The 20,847-nt window shown below is 71.6% G+C and carries 21 protein-coding genes; 12 read left to right on the plus strand and 9 right to left on the minus strand.

Annotated features, from left to right (window positions below; all coding sequences use genetic code 11):
* Window positions 1-61: 61 nt before the first annotated feature.
* On the minus strand, window positions 62-2,116 hold the full coding sequence (locus tag MKL09_RS30830; RefSeq protein ID WP_244025757.1) for an ATP-binding protein: 2,055 nt from the start codon (window positions 2,114-2,116) through the stop codon (window positions 62-64).
* Between the two features lie 292 nt (window positions 2,117-2,408).
* Here MKL09_RS30830 and MKL09_RS30835 point away from each other — a divergent pair, with 292 nt between their 5' ends.
* From MKL09_RS30835 to MKL09_RS30845, 3 genes are all read left to right on the plus strand, one after another.
* A complete protein-coding gene (locus tag MKL09_RS30835) occupies window positions 2,409-3,557 on the plus strand; it encodes an acyl-CoA dehydrogenase family protein (protein ID WP_244025758.1) in 1,149 nt (382 codons plus the stop codon).
* Between the two features lie 153 nt (window positions 3,558-3,710).
* Window positions 3,711-7,034: a DEAD/DEAH box helicase gene (locus MKL09_RS30840; protein WP_244025759.1), complete on the plus strand. Its 3,324-nt coding sequence runs from the start codon at window positions 3,711-3,713 to the stop codon at window positions 7,032-7,034.
* A 390-nt stretch (window positions 7,035-7,424) separates the two neighbouring features.
* Window positions 7,425-7,859, plus strand: a complete 435-nt coding sequence (locus tag MKL09_RS30845) for a GlcG/HbpS family heme-binding protein (RefSeq protein WP_244025760.1) — start codon at window positions 7,425-7,427, stop codon at window positions 7,857-7,859.
* Between the two features lie 16 nt (window positions 7,860-7,875).
* On the opposite strand, the gene MKL09_RS30850 is transcribed toward MKL09_RS30845, so the two are convergent.
* Window positions 7,876-8,430, minus strand: a complete 555-nt coding sequence (locus MKL09_RS30850) for a PAS domain-containing protein (RefSeq protein WP_244025761.1) — start codon at window positions 8,428-8,430, stop codon at window positions 7,876-7,878.
* A 312-nt stretch (window positions 8,431-8,742) separates the two neighbouring features.
* Between MKL09_RS30850 and MKL09_RS30855 the strand changes: the two genes are divergently transcribed.
* The 3 genes from MKL09_RS30855 to MKL09_RS30865 all read left to right on the plus strand — a co-directional run bounded on the left by MKL09_RS30855 (window position 8,743) and on the right by MKL09_RS30865 (window position 10,672).
* On the plus strand, window positions 8,743-8,973 hold the full coding sequence (locus tag MKL09_RS30855) for a hypothetical protein (protein ID WP_244025762.1): 231 nt from the start codon (window positions 8,743-8,745) through the stop codon (window positions 8,971-8,973).
* Between the two features lie 91 nt (window positions 8,974-9,064).
* A complete protein-coding gene (locus tag MKL09_RS30860; RefSeq protein WP_244025763.1) occupies window positions 9,065-10,324 on the plus strand; it encodes an allantoate amidohydrolase in 1,260 nt (419 codons plus the stop codon).
* Between the two features lie 15 nt (window positions 10,325-10,339).
* A complete protein-coding gene (locus MKL09_RS30865; protein WP_244025764.1) occupies window positions 10,340-10,672 on the plus strand; it encodes a hypothetical protein in 333 nt (110 codons plus the stop codon).
* A gap of 37 nt (window positions 10,673-10,709) precedes the next feature.
* Here the strand turns inward: MKL09_RS30865 and MKL09_RS30870 are convergent, their stop codons facing one another.
* On the minus strand, window positions 10,710-10,961 hold the full coding sequence (locus MKL09_RS30870) for a hypothetical protein (RefSeq protein ID WP_007565173.1): 252 nt from the start codon (window positions 10,959-10,961) through the stop codon (window positions 10,710-10,712).
* Window positions 10,962-11,120: 159 nt separating this feature from the next.
* On the opposite strand from MKL09_RS30870, the gene MKL09_RS30875 reads away from it, so the two are divergent.
* From MKL09_RS30875 to MKL09_RS30885, 3 genes are all read left to right on the plus strand, one after another.
* The gene (locus MKL09_RS30875) at window positions 11,121-11,849 is read left to right on the plus strand and encodes a spermidine synthase (protein WP_244025765.1); all 729 of its coding nucleotides are present in this window, start codon (window positions 11,121-11,123) and stop codon (window positions 11,847-11,849) included.
* A gap of 56 nt (window positions 11,850-11,905) precedes the next feature.
* On the plus strand, window positions 11,906-12,121 hold the full coding sequence (locus tag MKL09_RS30880; RefSeq protein ID WP_409567025.1) for a hypothetical protein: 216 nt from the start codon (window positions 11,906-11,908) through the stop codon (window positions 12,119-12,121).
* A 380-nt stretch (window positions 12,122-12,501) separates the two neighbouring features.
* The gene (locus MKL09_RS30885; protein WP_244025766.1) at window positions 12,502-13,032 is read left to right on the plus strand and encodes a hypothetical protein; all 531 of its coding nucleotides are present in this window, start codon (window positions 12,502-12,504) and stop codon (window positions 13,030-13,032) included.
* Between the two features lie 12 nt (window positions 13,033-13,044).
* On the opposite strand, the gene MKL09_RS30890 is transcribed toward MKL09_RS30885, so the two are convergent.
* Both MKL09_RS30890 and MKL09_RS30895 read right to left on the minus strand, forming a co-directional pair.
* Window positions 13,045-13,407, minus strand: coding sequence for a hypothetical protein (locus MKL09_RS30890; RefSeq protein ID WP_244025767.1), 363 nt, complete (start codon window positions 13,405-13,407; stop codon window positions 13,045-13,047).
* A 184-nt stretch (window positions 13,408-13,591) separates the two neighbouring features.
* Window positions 13,592-14,539, minus strand: a complete 948-nt coding sequence (locus MKL09_RS30895; RefSeq protein ID WP_244025768.1) for a LysR family transcriptional regulator — start codon at window positions 14,537-14,539, stop codon at window positions 13,592-13,594.
* Window positions 14,540-14,663: 124 nt separating this feature from the next.
* Between MKL09_RS30895 and MKL09_RS30900 the strand changes: the two genes are divergently transcribed.
* From MKL09_RS30900 to MKL09_RS30910, 3 genes are read left to right on the plus strand one after another with little or no spacing between them, the layout of a single operon-like run.
* On the plus strand, window positions 14,664-15,272 hold the full coding sequence (locus MKL09_RS30900; RefSeq protein WP_244025769.1) for a YceI family protein: 609 nt from the start codon (window positions 14,664-14,666) through the stop codon (window positions 15,270-15,272).
* 28 nt (window positions 15,273-15,300) lie between these two features.
* On the plus strand, window positions 15,301-15,909 hold the full coding sequence (locus tag MKL09_RS30905) for a cytochrome b (protein WP_244025770.1): 609 nt from the start codon (window positions 15,301-15,303) through the stop codon (window positions 15,907-15,909).
* Window positions 15,906-16,496: a YceI family protein gene (locus tag MKL09_RS30910; protein ID WP_244025771.1), complete on the plus strand. Its 591-nt coding sequence runs from the start codon at window positions 15,906-15,908 to the stop codon at window positions 16,494-16,496. Before MKL09_RS30905 ends, MKL09_RS30910 begins: the two co-directional genes overlap by 4 nt.
* 16 nt (window positions 16,497-16,512) lie before the next feature.
* On the opposite strand, the gene MKL09_RS30915 is transcribed toward MKL09_RS30910, so the two are convergent.
* The 4 genes from MKL09_RS30915 to MKL09_RS30930 form a co-directional block, all read right to left on the minus strand.
* A complete protein-coding gene (locus MKL09_RS30915; protein ID WP_244025772.1) occupies window positions 16,513-17,097 on the minus strand; it encodes a GNAT family N-acetyltransferase in 585 nt (194 codons plus the stop codon).
* A complete protein-coding gene (locus tag MKL09_RS30920) occupies window positions 17,097-19,442 on the minus strand; it encodes an Orn/Lys/Arg decarboxylase N-terminal domain-containing protein (protein WP_244025773.1) in 2,346 nt (781 codons plus the stop codon). Before MKL09_RS30920 ends, MKL09_RS30915 begins: the two co-directional genes overlap by 1 nt.
* A 108-nt stretch (window positions 19,443-19,550) precedes the next feature.
* On the minus strand, window positions 19,551-20,324 hold the full coding sequence (locus MKL09_RS30925; RefSeq protein WP_244025774.1) for a LamB/YcsF family protein: 774 nt from the start codon (window positions 20,322-20,324) through the stop codon (window positions 19,551-19,553).
* A 79-nt stretch (window positions 20,325-20,403) separates the two neighbouring features.
* Window positions 20,404-20,847, minus strand: coding sequence for a lysozyme inhibitor LprI family protein (locus MKL09_RS30930; RefSeq protein WP_244025775.1), 444 nt, complete (start codon window positions 20,845-20,847; stop codon window positions 20,404-20,406).

Here is a 20,847-nt window from a genome sequence, read left to right on the forward strand (position 1 = left end):
TTGGGAGGAAACGCCCACGAGGGGCAGCAGCACGGCTACGCCATCGCCATGCTGCATCGCATCAACCGGAGAGTGGGGGCCTTGTTCCCCGCCCGCCCCGAAGCTGCGTCGCCTCGTAGAGCACCTGGGCGAGCTGCGCGGCGGAATACGGCTTTCGCACCAGCGCGAACCCGTGCGCGTCGTCGGTGGCCAGGACGTGGCTGTAGCCTGAGGTCAGGACCACCGACAGGTCCGGGCGGGTGATCTGCAATTGCCGGGCGAGGGCGACGCCGCCCATTCCGGGCATGACCACGTCCGAGAAGACCGCGTCGAAGCGGGCGGGCGTCCGCTCCAGCTCGGCGAGCGCCTCCTCGGCGGATTTCGTCCAGATCGGCGCGTGGCCGAGATCCTCCAGGATCTGGGTGCAGAAGCGCCCGACCTCGAGATTGTCCTCGACGACCAGGATGCACAGGCTCCGCTGCGGCTCCGGCTCGCGCCGGTCGTCGCGGCCGGAATCGGCCACGTCCGCGGGGGCGTCGACCTGCGGCAGGTAGAGGGTGAAGCGCGTGCCGCTCCCCGGCAGGCTCGCCACGTCGATATCGCCGCCCGATTGCTTGGCGAAGCCGATGACCTGGCTGAGCCCCAACCCGGTGCCCTTGCCGATCTCCTTGGTGGTGAAGAACGGCTCGAAGATCCGGCCGAGATCCGGGGCCGGGATGCCGGTGCCGGTATCGACCACCATCACGGCCACGAACGGCCCCGGCGCGCCGGCATGGCCGCGGATCGGCGGCATCGGGCGGCCGCTCTCGAGGCGCAGGGTCAGGCTGCCTTCCCCGTCCATCGCGTCGCGGGCGTTCACCGCCATGTTGATCAGCGCCGTCTCGAACTGGCTCTCGTCGGCCCGCACGAAGCAGGGCGTGCCGGGCAGGTCGGTCTCCACGTGGATGCGCGCGCCCGTGACCGAATCGAGCATGTCGGAGATGCTGCGCAGCCGGGCGCAGATGTCGAAGACCTGGGGCTTGAGCGCCTGGCGCCGGGCGAAGGCGAGGAGCTGGCCGGTGAGCTTGGCGGCCCGGTCCACCGTGTCGGAGACGGCGTCGAGGTAGCGGCGCTTGCGCTCCTCGGCGAGCTCCGGACGGCGCAGGAACTCGACCGACGAGCGGATGATGGTCAGCAGGTTATTGAAGTCGTGGGCGACGCCGCCGGTGAGCTGGCCGATCGCCTCCAGCTTCTGCGATTGCCGCAGGGCTTCCTCGGCCTGGCGCTGCTCGGTGATGTCGCGCCCGAAGCCGTAATACAGCCCGTCCTCCGGGACGACGGTCCAGAGCACCCGCCGCCGGTCGCCGTCGCGGGTCGTGCAGGCGAGTTCGACATCCTCGACCCTCCGGTCCTCGCAGAGGGGCTCGAGGGCCGCGCGCGCCGCCTCGCGATCCGGGGCGGCGATGAAATCGAGGGCCGTCCGGCCCAGGGTCTCGGCCTCGGACCAGCCGAGCGCCCGGCTCCAGGACGGGTTCACCGACTGGACCTGCCCGTCCTTGTTCGAGACGATCTTCAGCACCGGCGACAGGGTCCAGACCCGGTCGCGGTCCCGGGTCTGGGCGGCGACCTGCGCCTCCAGGCGATCCGCCCGGGATTGCAGCAGCGCCTCGTCCCGGTGCCGGGCCAAAGCGGCGCGCCGGCCCTCCAGCAGGCTCATGAGGGTCCGGCCGAGCCCTTCCAGGATGAAGACCTGCGGCTCGGTCAGGCTGCCGTGCGGCGCGCGGTCGAGGACGCTGAGCGTGCCGATCGCCCAGCCGTTGGGGGTGACGAGCGCGACGCCGGCGTAGAAGCGCAGGCCCGGCTCGCCGGCGACATCCCCGAAATCCGACCGTATCAGCACGCCCTCCCGGCACAGGGTCTCGAGGCAGAAGCCGGTATCGCGGGGGCCGTCCTGCGCCGCGTGGCCGAAGGCGGCCTTGGTCCAGGTCCGTTCGGCATCGACGAAGGTGATCCGCGCCATCGCGGTGCCGCAGGCCGCCGCCGCCATCCGGGCGATCTCGTCGAACGGGTGCTCCGGCGGCGTATCGAGGATCGCGTAGCTGTGCAAAGCCGCGAGGCGCTGCGGGTGATAGCGTTCGAAGCCCGACGGGCAGGACATGGTCTCGTTCCGCGACACGGCTGCGTCATAGCCTACGGGACCGACCCCCCAATGAATCATCGGCGTGAGTCGGTCGGCGGCGGCCGGACGGCTTGTTAAGCCGGTTCTCCCTACAACGCGCGGGCGTCGATTCGAGACCGGGCGCCCGGTGCAGATCGACGCGCCGACCGGGGGCTCGATCCCTTAGCCCGATCCTTCGCTCGATCTTTAACGATGTGCAGTATCGTCGCACGGCGTATCGAAGCGAGTCGCCGCGGGTTCCCCGTTCAAGCGCGTTACGACCGGAGCAGGCGTGGACCTCAGACTCGACGACATCGCCTGGGACACACGAGGCGATCCGGTTGCGGCGGCCCGTGAGGTCGCGGCCGGCGCGTCGCGTCGGGCCGGACGCCACGATCACGACGGGGGGTTCCCGGCAGAGGATGTGGCGGAGCTCGCCCGGGTCGGCCTGCTGGCCGCACCGGTCCCCCGGCGCGCCGGCGGCGCGGGGCTCGGCGAGGAGCCGGACGGGTCGATCCTGCGTGCGGTGCTCACCCATGTCGGTGCGGGCAGCCTCGCGTTGGGGCGGGTGTACGAGGGCCACGTCAACGCGGTCCAGCTCGTCGCCCGCTATGCCGCCGGCGAGGCCCGCAACAACCTGCTCGCCGATGCCGCGCAGGGCCACCTGTTCGGGGTCTGGAACACCGAGCCGCCGGGCCAGGGCCTCAAGATCGACGACACCGACGGCACCCCGACCCTGCGCGGCGTGAAGACCTTCGCGTCGGGGGCCGGGTTCGTCACCCGCGCCCTCGTGACCGCGCAGCCGGCCGCGCCCGGGTCGCAGATGATCGTCGTCGCCCTCGAACCCGGCGAGCGGGCCGACCTTTCCGCCTGGCGGGCGCAGGGGATGCGGGCCTCGGCGACCGGCACCGTGGATTTCACCGGGCTGGGGCCCGACCGCTTCACCCTCGTGGGCGCCCCGGACGATTACCAGGCCCAGCCGCATTTCTCCGGGGGGGCCTGGCGCTTCCTCGCGGTGCAGCTCGGCGGCCTGGAGGCGCTGCTCGACGCGTGGCGTGGCCACCTCGTCGCCACCGGCCGCGGCGAGGATCCGCATCAGCTCGCCCGCCTCGGCGAGGGCGTGATCGCCGCCGAGACCGCGCGCCTCTGGGTGGCGCGGGCAGCCGCCATCGTGGGCGAGGAGGGCGATCCGGACGGGATCATCGCCTACGTGAACCTCGCGCGTCTCGCGGTCGAGCGGGCCGGGCTCGACCTGCTGGAGCGGGCGCAGCGCTCGGTCGGCCTGCAGGGCTTCCTGCGCGACCACCCGCTGGAACGCCTGACCCGGGATCTCGCGACCTACCTGCGCCAGCCCGGCCCCGACCGGGCGCTGACAGAGGGCGCCCGCCACGTGCTGCGGGCCCCGCAGGCGAGCGGCGATCTCTGGCTGGACGAGGCCTGACCCGAAGGGGCCGCGCCCTGAATCCGGAAAGCCTTGGATCCGGAAAGCAAGCCGTCCGGAATGCGGCATCGCGTCTGTGAATCGGAAGGCTGCGGCCGGGAGCCCTGAGGGTCGCCCGGCGTTTCCAGCGTCCGGGACAGGTTCGGATCAGGCATGGCCAAGCGCAGGACGAAGACGGTCGCCCATCAGGAGACCGAGGACGCGCCGCTGATGCCCACGGGGGCGCTGGCGGTGGCTCTGCTGGATCTGGCCGAGAGCGCGGCCCCCCGGGTCACGGCACCTCTCGTCCACGTCGCCCGCGACGCAAGGCGGCTGGAGGAACTGGCCGCGACCCTGCGGGCGCTCGACCCCGAGGCCCGCGTCGCCGTCTACCCAGAATGGGACTGCCTGCCGCTCGACCATGCCTCGCCGTCGCGGGGCACCATGGGCGCCCGGGCCGCCACGATGCGCTGGCTGACCGACCGCGAGGCCCTGCCGGGCTTCGTGCTGACCACGGCCCCGGCGCTGATCCAGCGGGTGCCCCCGCCGGAGACCTGGGCCACGGCCCGGGTGACCCTGCGGGTCGGCGATCCGCTCGACGTCGCTGCCGTGACCGCCGACCTCCAGCGCCTGGGCTACATCCTCGACGAGCGGGTCGACGAGCCGGGCGAGATCGCCGTCCGGGGCCGCACCGTCGAGGTGTTTCCCGCCGCCGCGCCGCGCCCCTGCCGGGTCGAGCACGCCGAGGGCCGGGTCACCGCGATCCGCTCCTACGACCCGATCTCGCAGCGCTCCGTCGCCGAGGTCGCGGACCTCGTGATCGACCCGGCCACCGAGATCGTCCTGGCGCCGGAGTCCGGCCAGAGCTTCGAGCCGTTCACCGGCCAGGAGCACCGCCTGGAGCGCTACTATCCGCGCCTCGTCACCCTGCTCGATTACGTGCCCGAGGCCCGGCTCGTGGTCGAGGATGGCACCCAGGCCCGGGTCGACGCCTTCTACGAGCAGATGGACGAGGCCGGCGCCCGGCGGACGCCCCGCGGCGGTCGCGCCGAGGGTGGCGAGGGCCTCTATCTGACGCCGAAGGCGTGGCGCAGCCTCGTGGCCGAGCGCACCCGGGCCGTCGCCACCGACACGGCGGCCGAGCCGCTCGGGGTCCCGGTCTTCGCTCGGGGGCGCCGGCCGGAGACCGCCTTCGCCAAGGCGATGCGCGAGCGGCTGAAGGCCGGCGACATCGTCGTGCTGGCCGGCTCGCGCCAGCCGCTCCGGCGCCTCGTGCGCCAGGCCGGCAAGGTCGGCGAGCGCCCGGTCCGGTTGATCGACGCCTGGTCCGACCTCGCTGAGGCGGCGCCGGGTGACATCCTCGCCCTGGAGGCGCCGATCGGGGCCGGCTTCCGGGTCCCGGGCCGGGGCGCGACGGTGTTCGCCGCGGCCGACCTGTTCGGGCCGGACGCCGCCATGGCCGGCACCGCCCGGGCGATCCTGCCGATGGGCGAGGTCGATCTGCGCCCCGGCGACGTGGCGGTCGACCGCGATCACGGCCTGTGCGTGTTCGAGGGGCTGGAACCCGTCGCGAGCCCGCAGGGCGTCGGCGCGGACGACGAGCCCTCCGAGGCGTTGCGCCTGCGCTTTGCCGGCGACGCGATCCTGATGGTGCCGGTCACCCAGGCCGACCGGATCTGGCGCTACGGCCCGGAGCCCGACGCGGTCACCCTTGACAAGCTCGACGGCGGCACCTGGGCCCGCCGCCGCCTCCAGGCCGAGGCCACCATGGCCCGGACCGCCCGGGTGATGCTGGACGCCGCCCGCGCCCGCCGGGACACCGAGGCCCCGGTCCTGGCGCCGCCATCCCGCGACATGGAACGGTTCGCCGCCGGCTTCGGCTTCGCCCCGACCCCGGACCAGGCCGCCGCGGTGGACGCGCTGATGGCCGACCTCGCCTCCGGGCGTCCGATGGACCGGCTGGTCTGCGGCGATGTCGGGTTCGGCAAGACCGAGGTCGCGCTGCGGGCACTTGCCGCAACAATTTTTGCCGGCAAACAGGCCGCGCTGATCGCCCCGACCACGGTCCTGGCCCGCCAGCACGTCGAGACCCTGCGCCGCCGGTTCGGCCGCTTCGGCATCGAGGTCGCGCAGCTCTCGCGCCTGGTCTCCCCGGCCGAGGCCAAGCGGGTGAAGGCCGGTCTGGCCGACGGCTCGATCCGGCTCGTGGTCGGCACCCAGGCGCTGGCCGCCCGCGGCGTGTGCTTTTCCGATCTCGGCCTGACCGTGATCGACGAGGAACAACGTTTCGGCGCCAAGATGAAGGCGGACCTGCGCCGCCTCGCCGAGGGCGGCCACGTGCTGACGCTCACCGCCACGCCGATCCCGCGCACGCTCCAGGCGGCTTTGGTCGGCCTCCAGAGCCTCAGCGTGATCGCCACGCCCCCGGCGATGCGCCAGCCGGTCCGGACCGTGGTGGCACCCTTCGAGGCCGACGCGGTGCGGGAGGCCCTGATCCGCGAGCATCGCCGCGGCGGCCAGAGCTTCGTCGTCTGCCCGCGCATCGAGGACATCGCCCCCATGGCCGGGCGCCTGCGCGGCCTCGTCCCGGGCCTCGACGTGCTGGTGGCGCATGGCGACCTGAAGCCGTCCGCCATGGACGAGGTCATGGTCCGCTTCGCCGACGGGGATGGCGACGTTCTGCTCGCCACCGCCATCGTGGAGAGCGGCCTCGACGTGCCCCGGGCCAACACCATGCTGGTCTGGGAGGCGGCCCGGTTCGGGCTGGCGCAGCTCCACCAGCTGCGCGGCCGGGTCGGCCGCGGGCAGCGGCGCGGGGTCGTGCACCTGCTCAGCGATCCGGCTGCGCCGCCCCCGCCGGCGGCCCTCCAGCGCCTGCGCGCCCTGGAAGCGCTGGACCGGCTCGGCGCCGGCTTCGCGGTCAGCGCCCGCGACCTCGACCTGCGCGGCGCCGGCGACCTCGTCGGCGAGGATCAGGCCGGCCACGCCAAGCTGGTCGGGCTCGGCCTCTACCAGCACCTGCTGCAGCTGGCGCTGACCGCCGCCAAGGGCGAGCCGGCCGAGGATTGGAGCCCGGAGATCGAGATCGGGCTGCCGAGCCGGATCCCGGCGGATTACGTGCCCGAGCCCGAGATCCGCCTGAGCCTCTACACGCGCCTGCTGCGGCTGCGCGACGGCGAGGCGATCGAAGCGCTCGCCGGGGAGGTCGAGGACCGCTTCGGCGCAGCCCCTGCGCCGGTCCTGGCCCTGTTCACCCTGGCGCGGCTGCGCGCCGCCTGCTGCGGGCTGGGCGTGGCCCGGCTCAGCGGCGGGCCGCAGGGTGTCGCGGCCGACATCCGGTCCGACCGGCCCCTGCCGCCGATGGCGGCCGAGGACGGGATCGTCCTGCGCCAGGGCCGCGTGGTCTGGCGCCGAGCCTGTGTCGACGCGGAAGCCCGCGCGGGCCTGGCGGCCGACCTCCTCGACCGCATCCGGTCCGCCCGGGAGCGCGCCGCGTGAGGCGGTTCTCGTCGGCAGTCCTCACAGTCACGCGCTTGTGAGGGTTGCCCGGGCCGGACCGGTACGAACGTATCAGTGACAGCGGCGCCGCCGCGGCCCATCTGCGGCGGGCCATACCCCGACCGCGAGCCGGATGCCCCATCGTGGCGTGCCGGACCGGTCGGATCCCGACGTTGTACCGGAGGCTCTTGCCCTTTCGTCTCCGGTACGGCCGCATGGCCGGGTGCCCATGAACCCCGTGCAAGGCGGGCGCCCGGCCTGTCGTCCGTCCGATCCCGGAGTTGACCGGGGGCCTCCGCTCGGGCCTTCTCAACCGGAACGGGTGATGCCCGGCTCCGCTGGAACCGTCCCGCGAGCCTGTGCATTCCCGGGGCCAATCAGGGAGGCACCATGCACGTCACGATTGAGCAGGCCGAGCGGGCGATCGCCGCGGCACGGGCGAAGGCCGTGGAACTGGGCACCCAGATGTGCATCGCGGTGGTCGATTCCGGCGGCAACCTGAAGGCGTTCCACCGCATGGACGATGCCTGGGTCGGCTCGATCGACATCGCCCACAAGAAGGCCAAGACCTCGGTCTTCTTCGGCATGATGACCGGCCAGATCGGCCAGCTGTCCCAGCCGGGCGGCCCGCTCTACGGCATCGAGCATTCCAACGACGGCTTGATCACCTTCCCGGGCGGCATCCCGATCGTCGACGCGGACGGGGTCATGTCGGGTGCGATCGGCGTCAGTGGCTCCACGGTCGAGAACGATCACGCCGTGGCCGAAGCCGGCGCCAAGGCCATCGGCCGGACCGAACTTCCGGCCCATCCCTGGCGAACCTGAGCCCGGGCTGGAGGCCCTACGAGTCCCGCCGCGCCAGCGCCCGGCCGATCCCGAGCAGCAGCGTGCTCGAGATCAGCCGGAGGTTCTCGTCGCCGTAGCGATCGAGCGCGGTCTGCAACCGGATGCAATGGTCGGCCGCGGCTTCCAGATGCTTGACCTGTCCGGGGCCGTCGTCGTGCGCGGGCGGCCGGGAGCCGTAATAGAGATCCGTGACGTCGATATAGGCGCCGCGCCCGCGTAGCGCCCCCCCGATGTCCGGAGTCAGGCGGCCGCGATTGAGGATCCAGCGAACCTCGCCGGTCTCGCTCAGGACGCGGAACTCCAGCGAGACCAGGCCGCCCGTCCGGCGCACCGTGCGGATCCGGTCGAACACCCAGCCGCGATCCTCGGCATGGATGCGTCCCAGGGCGACGTCCAGCGGCAGGGGCTTGCCGGCAAACCCCGGGTCTCCGGACAGCAAGGCGGCCGCACCCGTGTCGAGCACGGATCGGCCGGCCAGGACATCCGTGTCCCAGGTCCCGACAAATCCCGCATCCTGCAGGGCGGAGGTCGCCGTGGACGCCAAAGCCATTCAACCCCCCGAACCGGCTGCAGCGTCTCTCGTGTCCGGCACTGACAACCCGCTGTGACACATGCAGCCGACAGTCTCCATGTCCAGGGATTGATCCAGATCAATGGCCGCCCCGCACCCGGACATGTCGTCACGGGTCTCCGGCCTCCGGGCGATGACGGGGCCGGCTTTTCGACAGCGTGGCGGCGCATTCGCGCCGGGCAAACGCGACGTAAAGCTTTTCGTGGTGCGTTCTTCGCGCCGCTGAACCCATGTCCACTTCGGCGGTACGTGCTCTACATGTTCGGATACGGTATTCTTTCAGGTCTCTTGATGCGCACCTACATCTTCCGGGCGATCCGCCGCGGGCCGGACGGGATGCTCGGCCCGGACCTGTACCGGCGCGCTTTCGCGGCTGCGGATGACGCGGGCGCGGTGGCGGCGGCCAAGCGGATCGACCTCGACCTGGCCGAACTCGGCGCCAATGCGGTCTACGTCTCGGCCGAGGATGGGCGGGCGATCTGGAGCCTGCACGCACAGGATTTCCCCGATCCGACCCTCTGAGGCCGGCTCCTCCCTGGTGCCGGGCGGGGTCACGGCCTAACGTCGTCGCCTTCGGTATTTGGTCGGCCGAGGCGCGCGGGATCACACGGGCATGGATCGCACCAACCTCCCGCTCTCGCAGGACCGCCTCTGGGACAGCCTGATGGCGCTCGCCCGGATCGGCGCGCTCCCCCACGGCGGCAACGACCGGCAGACCCTGACCGACCGGGATGCCGAGGCGCGCGCCCTGTTCCAGCGCTGGGGCGAGGCGATCGGGCTCACCCTCACGGTGGACCGGATCGGCACCATGGTGTTCCACCGGCCGGGGCGGGACCCGGGCCGGAAGCCTGTCGCCATCGGCAGCCATCTCGACACCCAGCCCACCGGCGGCAAGTTCGACGGGCCGCTCGGCGTGCTCGCCGGCCTGGAGATCCTGCGCGCCCTGCACGAGGCCGGGATCGAGACCGAGGCGCCGCTCCTGCTGATCAACTGGTGCAACGAGGAGGGCTCGCGCTTCGCCCCGCCGATGAGCGGCAGCGGCGTCGCCATGGGGATTGTCCCGGAGGCCGACGTGATGGAAACCCGCGACCTCGCCGGCCACGTCTTCGGCGACGAACTGCGCCGGATCGGCTGGCAGGGGGAGGCGGATCCGGCGGCCCTTCGCGGGATCGGCGCGTATTTCGAATTGCATATCGAGCAGGGCAAGCGCCTGGAGGAGGCCGGCCTGACCATCGGGGTGGTCGACCGGGCGCTCGCCCAGATCTGGTACGAGATCACCGTGCAGGGCGAGGAGGCCCATGCCGGCAGCCCCATGGTCGGCCGGCGCGACGCCATGATGGCCGCCGCGGCGCTGATCGGATCGCTCGAAGACATCGCCCGGGAGGCGGTCGGCCCCGAGGGCGAGCGCGGCCGCGCCACCGTCGGCGTGCTGAAAGCCGAGCCCGCGAGCCGCAACATCACCCCGGGCCGGGTCTGGTTCAGCCTCGACACCCGCCACGGCGATCCCGGGCAGCTGGAGGCGATGCGCGGGCGGATCCTGGCCCGGGCCGATGCGCTCTCCGCCGAGCGCGGCGTCACGATCCGGGTGGAGGAGTTCTGGCGCGCGCCGCTCACCCCGTTCGACCCGGTGCTGGTCGATCGCGTCCAGGCGGCGGCCGAGGCGCGGGGCCATGCCTGGACCCGGATGCCGACCGCGATCTATCACGACGCCGTCTATTGCGCCCGGAGGGTGCCGGCGGCCCTGGTGTTCTGCCCCTGCCACGGCGGCATCAGCCACAACGAGGCCGAGAGCATCACGCCGGACTGGGCCCGGGCCGGCATGGAGGTGCTGGCCGACGCGGTGCTGGCCACCGCCGGCCTCGCGCGGTCCTGAGGAGGCTGGTTCGGCATGTCCGACGATAACGTCATCCGCCCGACCTTTGGCGCGCCCCGCAACACCGCTCCGCTCACGCGAACGGAGGCCGAGCGGACCGGGCCCGATCCGGATCCCAATCAGCCGCCGCTGCGCCTGTTCGGCGCGGCCGCGGGCCACCGGGTCGGCCTGATCCGCGACCCGGCCGCCCAAGAGGGGGACGTGTTCCGGATCGTGATCGGCCCGGAGAACGAGCAGGCGGTCGAGACCGTGGCGCTGCTGCCGGCCGGTGCCGACGCGGAGGGCGAGGCGGAGCGGATCGGCTTCGCGATCCTGCGGGCGCTGGAGGTGGTCGAAGGGGCGGTCTGAGGCGCGGTCTGGCCCGGATGCCTGCGCGACCGGCCGGTCAGGCGATCGGCTTCGGCTTGATGATCGGCGAGCGGGTCAGGCTCTGGATCTCGCGGCCGGGCCGCCCGGCCTTGAGGGCGATCTCCTCCTCCTGCTCGGCGATGACCTGCCGGGCCGGCTCGTCGCCGTCCAGCCCGCCGAGGATCTCGGCCGGGACACGGCGGTTCGAGGCCCGGGAGCCGTCCTCGAAGACGACGTCGAACAGAATGAAGCCCCGTTCCTGGGGTCTCGACTTGATGCGCTTAGCCATAGGTGCTGATACGCCAGCGCGATCCCGCGCGGCAGGGGGCACCGCCGCGCAGGGGGTTGCACCGCGCGCAGCGCCGAACCCGTCTGCGGCCCCTATCTCGCCGTGATCTTTCGTGCGGCCGGTCCCCGACCGGCCGCACCGCCAATCGAGGAAACGTCCGTGATACCCTGGGTTCATCTCGACACCGGATCCGTCCCGGGGGGCGGCACCGACCTGCGCCTGATGCAACGCGGCGACGAATTCTCGATCCTGGCCGACACGATCGAGCTGATGAACAACCGCCGCAGCGGCTCCGAGGCGGCGCTCGCCGCCATGACATGCGAGCGGCTGAAGGACCGGCCCCGGGCCCGGATGCTGATCGGCGGGCTCGGCATGGGCTTCACCCTGCGGGCGGCGCTCGAAGGCCTCGGCCCGGAGGCTCGGGTCGTCGTGGCCGAGCTGGTCCCGGCCGTGATCGCCTGGGCCCGCGGCCCGCTCGCCCATGTCTTCGGCGATTGCCTGGACGACCCCCGGGTCGAGGTGCGGGAATCCGACGTGAACCGCCTGATCCAGGCGGCGCCGGGCCAGTACGACGCCATCCTGCTCGATGTCGACAATGGCCCGGAGGGCTTGATGCGCCGCTCCAACGACCGGCTCTACGACAATTGGGGCCTCAAGCGCGCCCGCTGGGCCCTGCGGCCGGGGGGGATCCTGGCGGTCTGGTCGGGTGCCCCCGACCGGAAGTTCAAGGCGCGGCTACAGCGCTCCGGCTTCGCGGTCGAGGAGGCCCGGGTCCACGCGAGCGGCCGCGGCAGCGGCCCCAAGCACGTGGTCTGGCTCGGCACTCGCATCAAGGGGCCGGCGGCGCCGGACCGGCCCGAGACCGGCCGCCCCAAAGCAACCCGATAGGCGCCGGCCTGCCGCCCACGGTCGCACCCCCTGGGCCGACGCCCGGGACTCCGCACATGCGGGGCATGGGTGCGAATGGCGGGCATCTCTACACGGTTGAGGTCAGGCCGAGCCGGCACGACCCGGGCCGCTTCACGTGGGCGATCCGCGACCGCGGCAAGCTGGTCCGGGGATCGTACCGGCCGCACGCTTCCGAGGGGGCCGCTCGTGCCGTCGCCCTGGCCGAGGTCGAGCGGCTGATCGGGCATGACGAGCCGCAGAACGTCGGCTGACCGACCGTACGGGACCTGAGCCATGGCCTAGGCGCGTATCTCGACGACCAGGACGTGTCACCCATGCATGCAGAAACAACCACCGATCTGTTGCATACCGCAATGCGGTAGCCTATCTCTGCACTGCGGGATGGCGATGGCGTCGCGATCCCGCTGCCCTTCTTGGGCGTTTCCTCCCTAGACTTCGGGCCGCTCCTTCGGGAGTGGCCTTTTTTCTTGCCGGCATCCGCTGCCGGGCATCGGGACCGAAATTGGCGCGCGTGATGCCTGTGATCTGACGCGCTCGCTTGCGCCGCACCGGTATCCCCTCTGGCGCCGACCGTTCGAGCCCGGACCAACGGTCAAGCGGAACCATGACCTTGGCTGTTCGTTCTGCCGTCATGGAACACTACAAGTCCACCCTCGCGACGACCGCTATCGCCGTATTCGGGCTTGTGGTGGCCGCTCATACACTGCATCCGGGCAATTACGAGTTGCAGCCGCGGCCCGCCCGGATCGCCGCGTCGACGGTCGTGCCGTCGACCTGGATGGATCCGCCGGCCCGAACGGCCGGCGCCGACAAGCCGGAGGCGCGCGTCTCCGAGACTGCCCGCGCGTCCGCGTCCGACCTGCTGGCGCCGCAGATGGCTGCGGTGCTGCCGCCGGGTGCCGTCGTGGCCCCGGCGCTGCCGAGCGAGATGATCGCCCCGGCCGACAAGGCGCGCAAGACGTTGGCGGCGCACCGGTCGAAGGTGGCGGATCGTGGCCTGCGTCGGACGGCCCGCCTGCGCCACGCTGGTCTTGCCCGGACGGCGGCCGTGGACCCGGCGGTTGCTCCGTCAGAGCCGGCGCCGGCGCAAGCCTCCAAGAAAATCGATCCGATCGGTGACCTCATCCGCGGGCTCGGCCTCGGTCACGACAGCGAGGGCTGACCGGCCCACGCGCTACTGCACGTGGATGGTCAGCTTCATCTTCGGGTGGATGCCGCATTCGATGACGAAATCGCCCGGCTCCGCCAGCACCAGCCGGGTCTCGGTGCCGGGCTCCTGATCGCCGGCATCGAACGAGAACCGGTCCGCCTCGATGGAGGCGTGGTGGGTCTGGCTGGCATCCTCGTTGCGCAGGGTGATCGTGTCGCCCAGCCGCAGAAACAGGTCGATCGGCACGTAGTGGCGCCCCTTCTGGAGGACGACACGGGTCGTGCTCGCCAGCGTCGCCCAGGCCGAACCCGGCGCCGTACACAGGCATCCGAGGGCCATCGTCCCGACGAGAAGCAGGGGCCGCAGGCATCGGTTGCGAAGGGGCATGTCTGGCGTCCGCGCGAGAAGGGGATGCGTCCCGGCAAGGGATCGGGGAGGTCGCGTACCGAAGCGGCCCGGGATGCCGCTGCAGGCCATGATGCGCGGCGCCCCTCAACGCCGTCCTACGCGGAAGCGTAAGATTGTCTCGATCGCATGGTCAATAGCGCATCGATAGTTCAGAAATACAATCTTAGACTGTATTCGTCGGTGAAAGCGTCTCCTCATCGCACGGCGTCAGGGCCGCGCGCACGTGCTCCCGGAAGACCTGGACCCGTGCCGGCAGGTCGCGCCCGGCCAGGGTGACGGCGCGCAGCACCGCCCCGCGGCGCGCCCAGGGGGCCAGCACGCGCACGAGTTGGCCCGCGGCGACCGCCCGGTCGGCCACGAGGCTCGGGATATGGCCGATCCCGGCACCGGCCAGGGTCAGGCGGTGGACAGTGGAGAAGTCGCTGACCCGGATAGCGGGGTTCAGGACGAGTTGCTCGGCCCGGCCCTGCCCGTCGGTCAGGGAGAGGGCCCCCCCGCCGGTCCGCTCCCGGGGGAGGATCAGGTCGTGGTCGTGCAACCCGGCCAAGTCGGTCGGCGCCGGTCGGCGCAGCAGGTAGGCAGGCGCGGCGTAGAGGGCTACCGACAGGGTCGCCAGGACGACGGCCCGGTAGCCGGTCTCCTCCGCGCCGCCCAGTCGCAGGGCGAGGTCGATCCGGTTGGCCGCAAGGTCGAGGCGGGTATCGGTGTTCAGCATCTCGACCGTGATCTGCGGGTAGGCCGCCCGAAAGCTCGCGACGATCTCCGGCATCACCTCGATCCCGAAATCGATCGACGTGGTCATGCGCAGGTGCCCGGCCGGCACCGTCTGGGCGTCGCGGGCAGTCTCGGCCGCCGCGTCGAGCAGCGCCAGGCTCTCCTGGGCCTTGGCGTAAAAGGCGAGCCCCTCCGCGGTAGGCGAGACCGCCCGCGAGGTCCGCGCCATCAGCCGGGCGCCGAGCGCCTGCTCCAGCCGGGACAGGCGCCGGCTGACGCTGCCCTTCGTCTCCCGCAGGCTGGCGGCCGCGGCCGTGACGGTGCCGAGATCGACGACCGTGCAGAAGGCGCGCACGTCGTCGAGGCTGCCGTGGAAGGTTTCCGATCTCGCAACCATGGGGTTCCGGATAGCAGGCTCAACCGGGGCCGTGAACGGGTCTAGACCGACGTGGCTGTGCGCCGGACCGAGTCGGCCGTCCCAATCGGCCGTCACACCCGCCGTCCTCATCTGGGAGAATCCCTTGAAGTCGCTTCTCGCCTCCGGCCTTCTGGCCCTCCTCGTCGCCACCCCGGCCCTGTCGCAGACCCCCGCGACCCGGGACCCGGCCCAGATCCAGGCCGGCACCTACGCGGTCGATCCCCACCACACCCAGGTCGGCTGGCGGGTCTCCCATATGGGTTTCTCGAACTATGCCGGCGGCTTCTCGGACGTGTCCGGCACCCTCGATCTGCAGCCGAAGAACCCGGCGGCCGCGAAGCTCACGATCAAGATCCCGGTCGCCTCGGTGACCACGACCAGCGCCAAGCTCACCGACGAGCTGAAGGGCGACCAGTGGCTCGACGCGGGCAAGTTCCCCGACATCACCTTCGTGTCCACCAAGGTCGCCCCCGAGGGCAAGGACAAGGCGAAGGTCACCGGCAACCTCACGCTCCACGGCGTGACCAAGCCGGTGACCCTGGACGTCACCCTGGTCGGAGCCGGCGTGAACCCGCTGAGCAAGAAGGTCACGGTCGGCTTCGACGCCACCGGCACGCTCAAGCGCTCCGAGTTCGGGGTGAAGACCTACGTGCCGCTGATCGGCGACGACCTGCACCTGACCATCGCGGGTGCTTTCGAGCGCCAGGACTGACCCGGAACTCCGGGGCGGGAGGATGGCCATGGCACCCGATGCGGCGGCGCGGCGCTACTCCGCGGTGGCCATCCTGCTGCACTGGGCGAGCGCGCTGGGCGTGCTCGCCCTGATCGGCATGGGCCTGACCATGACGCATGCGGGGCTGAGCCCGATGCGTCTGTTCCCGCTCTACCAGTGGCACAAGTCGGTCGGGATCACGGTGCTGATCCTGACCGGGCTGCGCCTCGCCTGGCGGCTGACCCACCGGCCGCCGCCCCATCCGGCCGGCATGCCGGCCCGCGAACGCCGGGCGGCCGGGGCGGCGCACGGCGCCCTGTACGGGCTCCTGATCGGGCTGCCGCTCACCGGCTGGGCGGTGGTCTCGCTCTCGCCGTTCAACATCCCGACCGTGCTGTACGGGCTCGTGCCCTGGCCGCACCTGCCGCTCGCCCCGCTGCTCGCCGACCCGGCGGGCGCCGAGGGGCTGTTCAAGGCCGTGCACGCCTACGGGGCCTGGTTCCTGACCGCGCTGCTGGTGCTGCACGTCGCGGCCGCGCTGCGCCACCATCTCATCCTGCGCGACGGCGTGCTGTGGCGGATGCTGCCGGGCCGCCGCATGGCGACGCTCTCTGAGCCCCTGGAATCCACCCGATGACCCTGCGCCGCCTGCTTTCCACCGTGTGCCTGTCGGCCGCCCTGTCGGGCACCGCGTTCCCGGCCGCCGCCGCCGAGTGGGCGGTGGATCCGGCCAAGAGCGCGATCCGGTTCTCGGGCGTGCAGGTCGGGACCCCGTTCTCCGGTCGCTTCGAGCGTTTCGAGGCCCGAATCGATTTCGATCCCGCCAAGCCCGAGGCCGGCCGCGCCACGGTGCTGGTCGATCTCGGCAGCGCCCGCACCGGCGACGCCCAGCGCGACACGGCGCTGCCCCAGAAGGACTGGTTCGACGTGGCGAGCGCCAGCCAGGCCCGCTTCGAGGCGAGCCGCTTCGTCGCCAAGGGCCAGGGCGACTACGAGGCCATCGGCGACCTGACGATCCGCGGCGCGAAACGCCCGCTGACGCTGCCCTTCCACCTGTCGCTCGATGGGGGCCAAGCGCACGCCACCGGGCATGTCGGCCTCGTCCGCACCGATTTCGGTGTCGGCCAGGGTGCCTGGGCCTCCGGACAATGGGTCGCCCTCGAAGTCGGCGTCGATGTCGACCTCGTCGCTGCGGCCAAACCCGCACCGGCCGAGGGTCACTGACCGATCCCGTGGCTTTCTATGCCCCCGGCTGGTCCTCGGAGCCGGTGCCCAGCGCCCGCTGCACCATCACGCTGTCCGACCAGCGGCCGTACTTGAACCCCACCGCCTTCAGGAGGCCGACGCGGGTGAAGCCGCAGGTCTCGTGGAGGCGTAAGGACGCCGCGTTCTGCGCGTCGATGTAGCCGATCATCTGCCGGTAGCCGCCGGCCGCGCAGGCCTCGATCAGCGCCGGCAGGAGGCGGCGCCCGATCCCGGCATGGAGATGGTCGGGATGCACGTAGATCGAGTGCTTGAGGGTGTAGCGATAGGCCGGGCGCTTCCGGAACGGCACCGCATAGGCGTAGCCCGCCACCTGGCCGCCGCGCTCGGCGACGAGGTGGGGCAGGCGCTTCTTGCGCATGGTCTTGCGCCGCCGCTTCAGGTCGTCGGGCAGCAGCCGCGCCTCGTCGTCGAAATCGGCGACGTTGCCGACGCCCTTACCGATATGGTGCTCGTAGATCGCCACCATGGCCTCGACATCCGCGTCCGAGGAGGCGCGGATGATGATGTCCGGGCTCGGCCGCGCCGGGATCGGGGCGCCCTCCTCGGGCTCGATCTCCATCAGGCGCCGTCCCGCACGACGTAGGTATGGAAGCGGATCCGCCCGTCCGGCTCGACTTCGCGGTAGACCCCCTGGATCTCGGCCTCGAAGCCCGGGAACAGGTTGGCCGAGGCCTCGAACATCTTGAAATAGTCGAGCATCGGCTTGGCGCGGTCGTCCAGGCGTTCGCCCGGCAGGACCGTGCCGATCCCCGGCGGGTAGACCAGCATCAGGGTGGTGGCGATGCGCCCCTCGGCCTCGGCGATCGGCACGTAATCGACCTTGTTGCGGGTCAGCATCTGGGCGGCCTTCTTGGGCGGCATCACCATCTCGGGCAGGTGCGCGGGGGCGAATTGCCGGCGCTGGAGCGCGGAGGTGCCGGCTTCCCGGTGGAAGGCGTGGAACTCGGCGCAGAGGTCGCGCAGGCGCACCCCGCGGTAGCGGTTGGGCCGGCGGTTGACGAATTCCGGCATGGCCTCTTCCAGCGGCACGTTGTCGTCGTGGAGCCGCTTGAACGCGACGAGGCCCGAGATCAGGGTGCCGGCCTTGGAGGATTCGACGCCCGGCGTCAGCAGGAAGAGCAGCGAGTTCAGGTCGTTCTTCTCGGCGACGATCCGGTTCTCGCGCAGGTATTGCGCGACGATCGGGGCCGGCACGCCGTGGTCGGCATAGGCGCCGGTCCGCCGGTCGAAGCCCGGCGTGAGCACGGTCAGCTTGTTCGGGTCGGTGATGGCGTAGCCCGGCGCCACGTGGTTGAAGCCGTGCCAGGCCGCCCCCGGGGCGAGTTCCCAATAGCGCGGCTCGGACGCCAGCGCATCGGTGGGCACGCGCTCCCAGGCGATCTCGGCGCCGTCCGGCCCGGCCACGCGGTCGGGCACGAACGGGTCGAAGAACCAGCGCCGTAGCGGGTCGGCCTCGTTCTCCTCGAATTCCCGCCGGATCGCCCGGACCTTCTTGCGCCACTCGATCCCGAGCCGGATCGTGTCGTCCCACAGGATCATGCCCGAGCGGCCCTTCATCATCTGGGCGCCGACATCGAGGGAGGCGAACAGGGGGTAGAACGGCGAGGTCGAGGCGTGGACCAGAAAACTCTCGTTCAGGCGCTTGTGCTCCACCCGCCGGGTCTGGCCGCGGATATGGCCGTCGCGGGTGTGGATCTGCGAGGCCTGGGAGAAGCTCGCGAGCTGCTTGTGCGTCGATTGCGTGGCCACGATCCCCGGCGAGGTCTCGTCGAGCCCGGTGAGCCCCATGGCGAAGCGGCGGGCGAAGAGCGGGTGGAACTTCATGAAGCCCGCCCAGGCCTCGTCGAACAGGATGTAGTCGCAGAGGTGGCCGATCCGCTCCAGGATCTCCTGCGCGTCGTAGATCGTGCCGTCGTAGGTGCATTGCTCGATCACCGCGACCCGGAACGGCCGCTCCCGGCGCCAGGCCTCGGGGTCGGTGACCAGGGGGTTGGCCCGGATCTTCTCGCGGATCCGGGTCTCGTCCAGGGCCTCGTGATAGATCGGGCCGATCAGCCCGTAGGCGTTCCGGTCGGTCTCCAAAAAGATCGGGATGCCGCCGCCGAGGAACAGGGCGCCGTGATGGGCCGCCTTGTGATTGTTGCGGTCGAACAGCACGAGGTCGTCCTCGGCCACCAGCGAGGACAGCACGATCTTGTTGGAGGCCGAGGTGCCGTTGAGGACGAAGTAGGTCTTCTCCGCCCCGAAGATCTTGGCGGCTTCCTTCTGGGCCTTGAGCGCCGGACCCTCGTGGGTCAGCAGGTCGCCGAGGTCGAGCACCGAATTGTCGAGGTCGTCGCGGAAGATCGCCTCGCCGAGGTGCTCCACGAAGATCCGGCCGATCGGCGAGCGGTTGTAGAAGATGCCGCCGTTATGGCCCGGGCAGGTCCAGAGCTGGTTGCCCTTCTCGGCGTAATCGACCAGGGCGCCGAAGAACGGCGTCTTCAGGGTCTCGGCATATTGCGTCACCCGGCTGACCAGGCCGCGGGCGATGAATTCGGGGGTCTCTTCCGCCAGGAAGATGTAGCCGTCGATGAAGTCGAGCAGCTCGACCGGGATGTCCTCCAGCCGCTTGCGGCGGACCATGATGACGATCGGCATCTCCAGGCCGCGCTTGCGCATCATGTCGATGAGCGCGGCGGCCCGGCCGTCGAGGCCGCGCTTGCCCCAGTCGACCACCATGCAGCCGATGGCCGCGTCGGTCTGCACGGCGATGGCCGCGTCCTCGACGCGCCGGGCGCGCACCACCTCGAAGCCGCGATTCTCCACCGCCGCCACGATCTGGGCGACGCGCGCACCCTCCAGGTCGTCCGGATCGAAGGCGGGGGCGCACATCAGAACCGTGAAGCGACGGTGGAAATCCATGGAGCCCCTCTCAGCCTTGCAAGCAGCGAGTGGCTTTCTGGCCCATCTGCGACGTTTGCATGACGGTGCTGCGGATGGCGGCCGAATCCGCCTGGGGAATCGCGAACCTCAGGCGCCGATCACCTCGGCCATCGGCCGGACGGCAATCCCCCGGGCGGCGAGGTCGGACCGGACCCGGGCGGCCATCGCGACGGCCCCTTGAGTGTCGCCGTGGACGCAGATGCTGTCGATCCGGACCGGCATGCGCCGCCCTGACAGACCGGTGATTGCGCGGTCCTCCAGCATTCGCACGACGCGCTCCGCGGCCTCGGCCGGATCGTGCAGGACAGCGCCGGGGCGCTTGCGCGAGACGAGGTTGCCGTTATCGGCGTAAGCCCGGTCGGCGTAGATCTCCCGGGCCAGGGGCAGGCCGAGCCGCTCGCCGGCCCGCTCGGTCTCGAGGCCGGGCATGACCACGAAGATCAGGTCGCGGTCGAGCGTCCGGATCGCCCGGGCGACCGCCAGGGCGAGGTCCGCATCCTCGTTGGCGATGTTGCCGAGCGCGCCGTGGGTCTTCACGTGCCGCACCGGGCAGCCGGCATCCTGGGCCAGCGCCAGGAGCGCGCCGACCTGGTAGAGCACGGCCTTCTCGACATCGGCCGGGCGCTCACCGTGGATCGGGCGCCGCCCGAAACCCCAGAGATCGAGGAAGCCCGGATGCGCCCCCGCCTGGACGCCGGCGCGGACCGCCAGGGTCAGGGTCTCGTGCATGACCAGCGGGTCGCCGGCGTGGAACCCGCAGGCGATGTTGGCCGAACTGGCGATCGCCAGCATCCCGGCATCGTCGCCCAGGCGATAGACGCCGAAACCCTCGCCCATGTCGCAGTTCAGGTCGACGATCATTCCGGTCCCTCGCAGGTGCAGCGACTCTGCGTATTCAAGGGCCGGACCAGCCGGCGTCTCGGGATACCGAGGCGGCCGCCTAATGCAGCGGGTACCGACTCAGGATGTCGTCGGTCCGCTGGACGGTCTTGTCGTATTGGCAGGCATAGAGGGCGCCGGTGGTGCCGCTGCCGTTGTTCCACTCGCTGAAGGTGAGGTCGCCGCAATCGGCGTCCCGGAAGGCGATCCAGGCGCGTTGGGCTGCCGTGAACTGGGCCTTCCAGGCCGCCTTGGCGTCCGGCGGGCGGTCGTCCTGGTCGATGACCGACAGGGCCTTCTTGTAGGCCGCATTGAGCTTCGCGTCGGCTGCGTCGAGGGCCTTGTGCAGGCAGGCCTGGGTCTCGGGCGTCGCGGTCGCGGCCTGGCACAGCTTGGCCGAGGGCTGGTCGGCCCGAGCACCTGCGGACGGGAGCGCGCAGGCCCAGAGCGCGACGAGGAGCAGGATCCCGGGCGGCCGGGTGCGCTTGGACGGATTCGGATGCAT

Origin of the sequence: Methylobacterium sp. J-048 (genome assembly GCF_022829515.1) — a bacterium.
Classification (GTDB): domain Bacteria; phylum Pseudomonadota; class Alphaproteobacteria; order Rhizobiales; family Beijerinckiaceae; genus Methylobacterium.

What these genes read in the sequence shown, in the direction of transcription:
- MKL09_RS30830 (WP_244025757.1), bottom strand. Translation starts at nt 2,116, where the DNA reads ATGTCCTGCCCGTCGGGCTTCGAACGCTATCACCCGCAGCGCCTCGCG.
- MKL09_RS30840 (WP_244025759.1), top strand. Translation starts at nt 3,711, where the DNA reads ATGGCCAAGCGCAGGACGAAGACGGTCGCCCATCAGGAGACCGAGGAC.
- MKL09_RS30845 (WP_244025760.1), top strand. Translation starts at nt 7,425, where the DNA reads ATGCACGTCACGATTGAGCAGGCCGAGCGGGCGATCGCCGCGGCACGG.
- MKL09_RS30850 (WP_244025761.1), bottom strand. Translation starts at nt 8,430, where the DNA reads ATGGCTTTGGCGTCCACGGCGACCTCCGCCCTGCAGGATGCGGGATTT.
- MKL09_RS30855 (WP_244025762.1), top strand. Translation starts at nt 8,743, where the DNA reads ATGCGCACCTACATCTTCCGGGCGATCCGCCGCGGGCCGGACGGGATG.
- MKL09_RS30860 (WP_244025763.1), top strand. Translation starts at nt 9,065, where the DNA reads ATGGATCGCACCAACCTCCCGCTCTCGCAGGACCGCCTCTGGGACAGC.
- MKL09_RS30865 (WP_244025764.1), top strand. Translation starts at nt 10,340, where the DNA reads ATGTCCGACGATAACGTCATCCGCCCGACCTTTGGCGCGCCCCGCAAC.
- MKL09_RS30870 (WP_007565173.1), bottom strand. Translation starts at nt 10,961, where the DNA reads ATGGCTAAGCGCATCAAGTCGAGACCCCAGGAACGGGGCTTCATTCTG.
- MKL09_RS30880 (WP_409567025.1), top strand. Translation starts at nt 11,906, where the DNA reads ATGCGGGGCATGGGTGCGAATGGCGGGCATCTCTACACGGTTGAGGTC.
- MKL09_RS30885 (WP_244025766.1), top strand. Translation starts at nt 12,502, where the DNA reads ATGGAACACTACAAGTCCACCCTCGCGACGACCGCTATCGCCGTATTC.
- MKL09_RS30890 (WP_244025767.1), bottom strand. Translation starts at nt 13,407, where the DNA reads ATGCCCCTTCGCAACCGATGCCTGCGGCCCCTGCTTCTCGTCGGGACG.
- MKL09_RS30895 (WP_244025768.1), bottom strand. Translation starts at nt 14,539, where the DNA reads ATGGTTGCGAGATCGGAAACCTTCCACGGCAGCCTCGACGACGTGCGC.
- MKL09_RS30905 (WP_244025770.1), top strand. Translation starts at nt 15,301, where the DNA reads ATGGCACCCGATGCGGCGGCGCGGCGCTACTCCGCGGTGGCCATCCTG.
- MKL09_RS30910 (WP_244025771.1), top strand. Translation starts at nt 15,906, where the DNA reads ATGACCCTGCGCCGCCTGCTTTCCACCGTGTGCCTGTCGGCCGCCCTG.
- MKL09_RS30915 (WP_244025772.1), bottom strand. Translation starts at nt 17,097, where the DNA reads ATGGAGATCGAGCCCGAGGAGGGCGCCCCGATCCCGGCGCGGCCGAGC.
- MKL09_RS30920 (WP_244025773.1), bottom strand. Translation starts at nt 19,442, where the DNA reads ATGGATTTCCACCGTCGCTTCACGGTTCTGATGTGCGCCCCCGCCTTC.
- MKL09_RS30925 (WP_244025774.1), bottom strand. Translation starts at nt 20,324, where the DNA reads ATGATCGTCGACCTGAACTGCGACATGGGCGAGGGTTTCGGCGTCTAT.
- MKL09_RS30930 (WP_244025775.1), bottom strand. Translation starts at nt 20,847, where the DNA reads ATGCATCCGAATCCGTCCAAGCGCACCCGGCCGCCCGGGATCCTGCTC.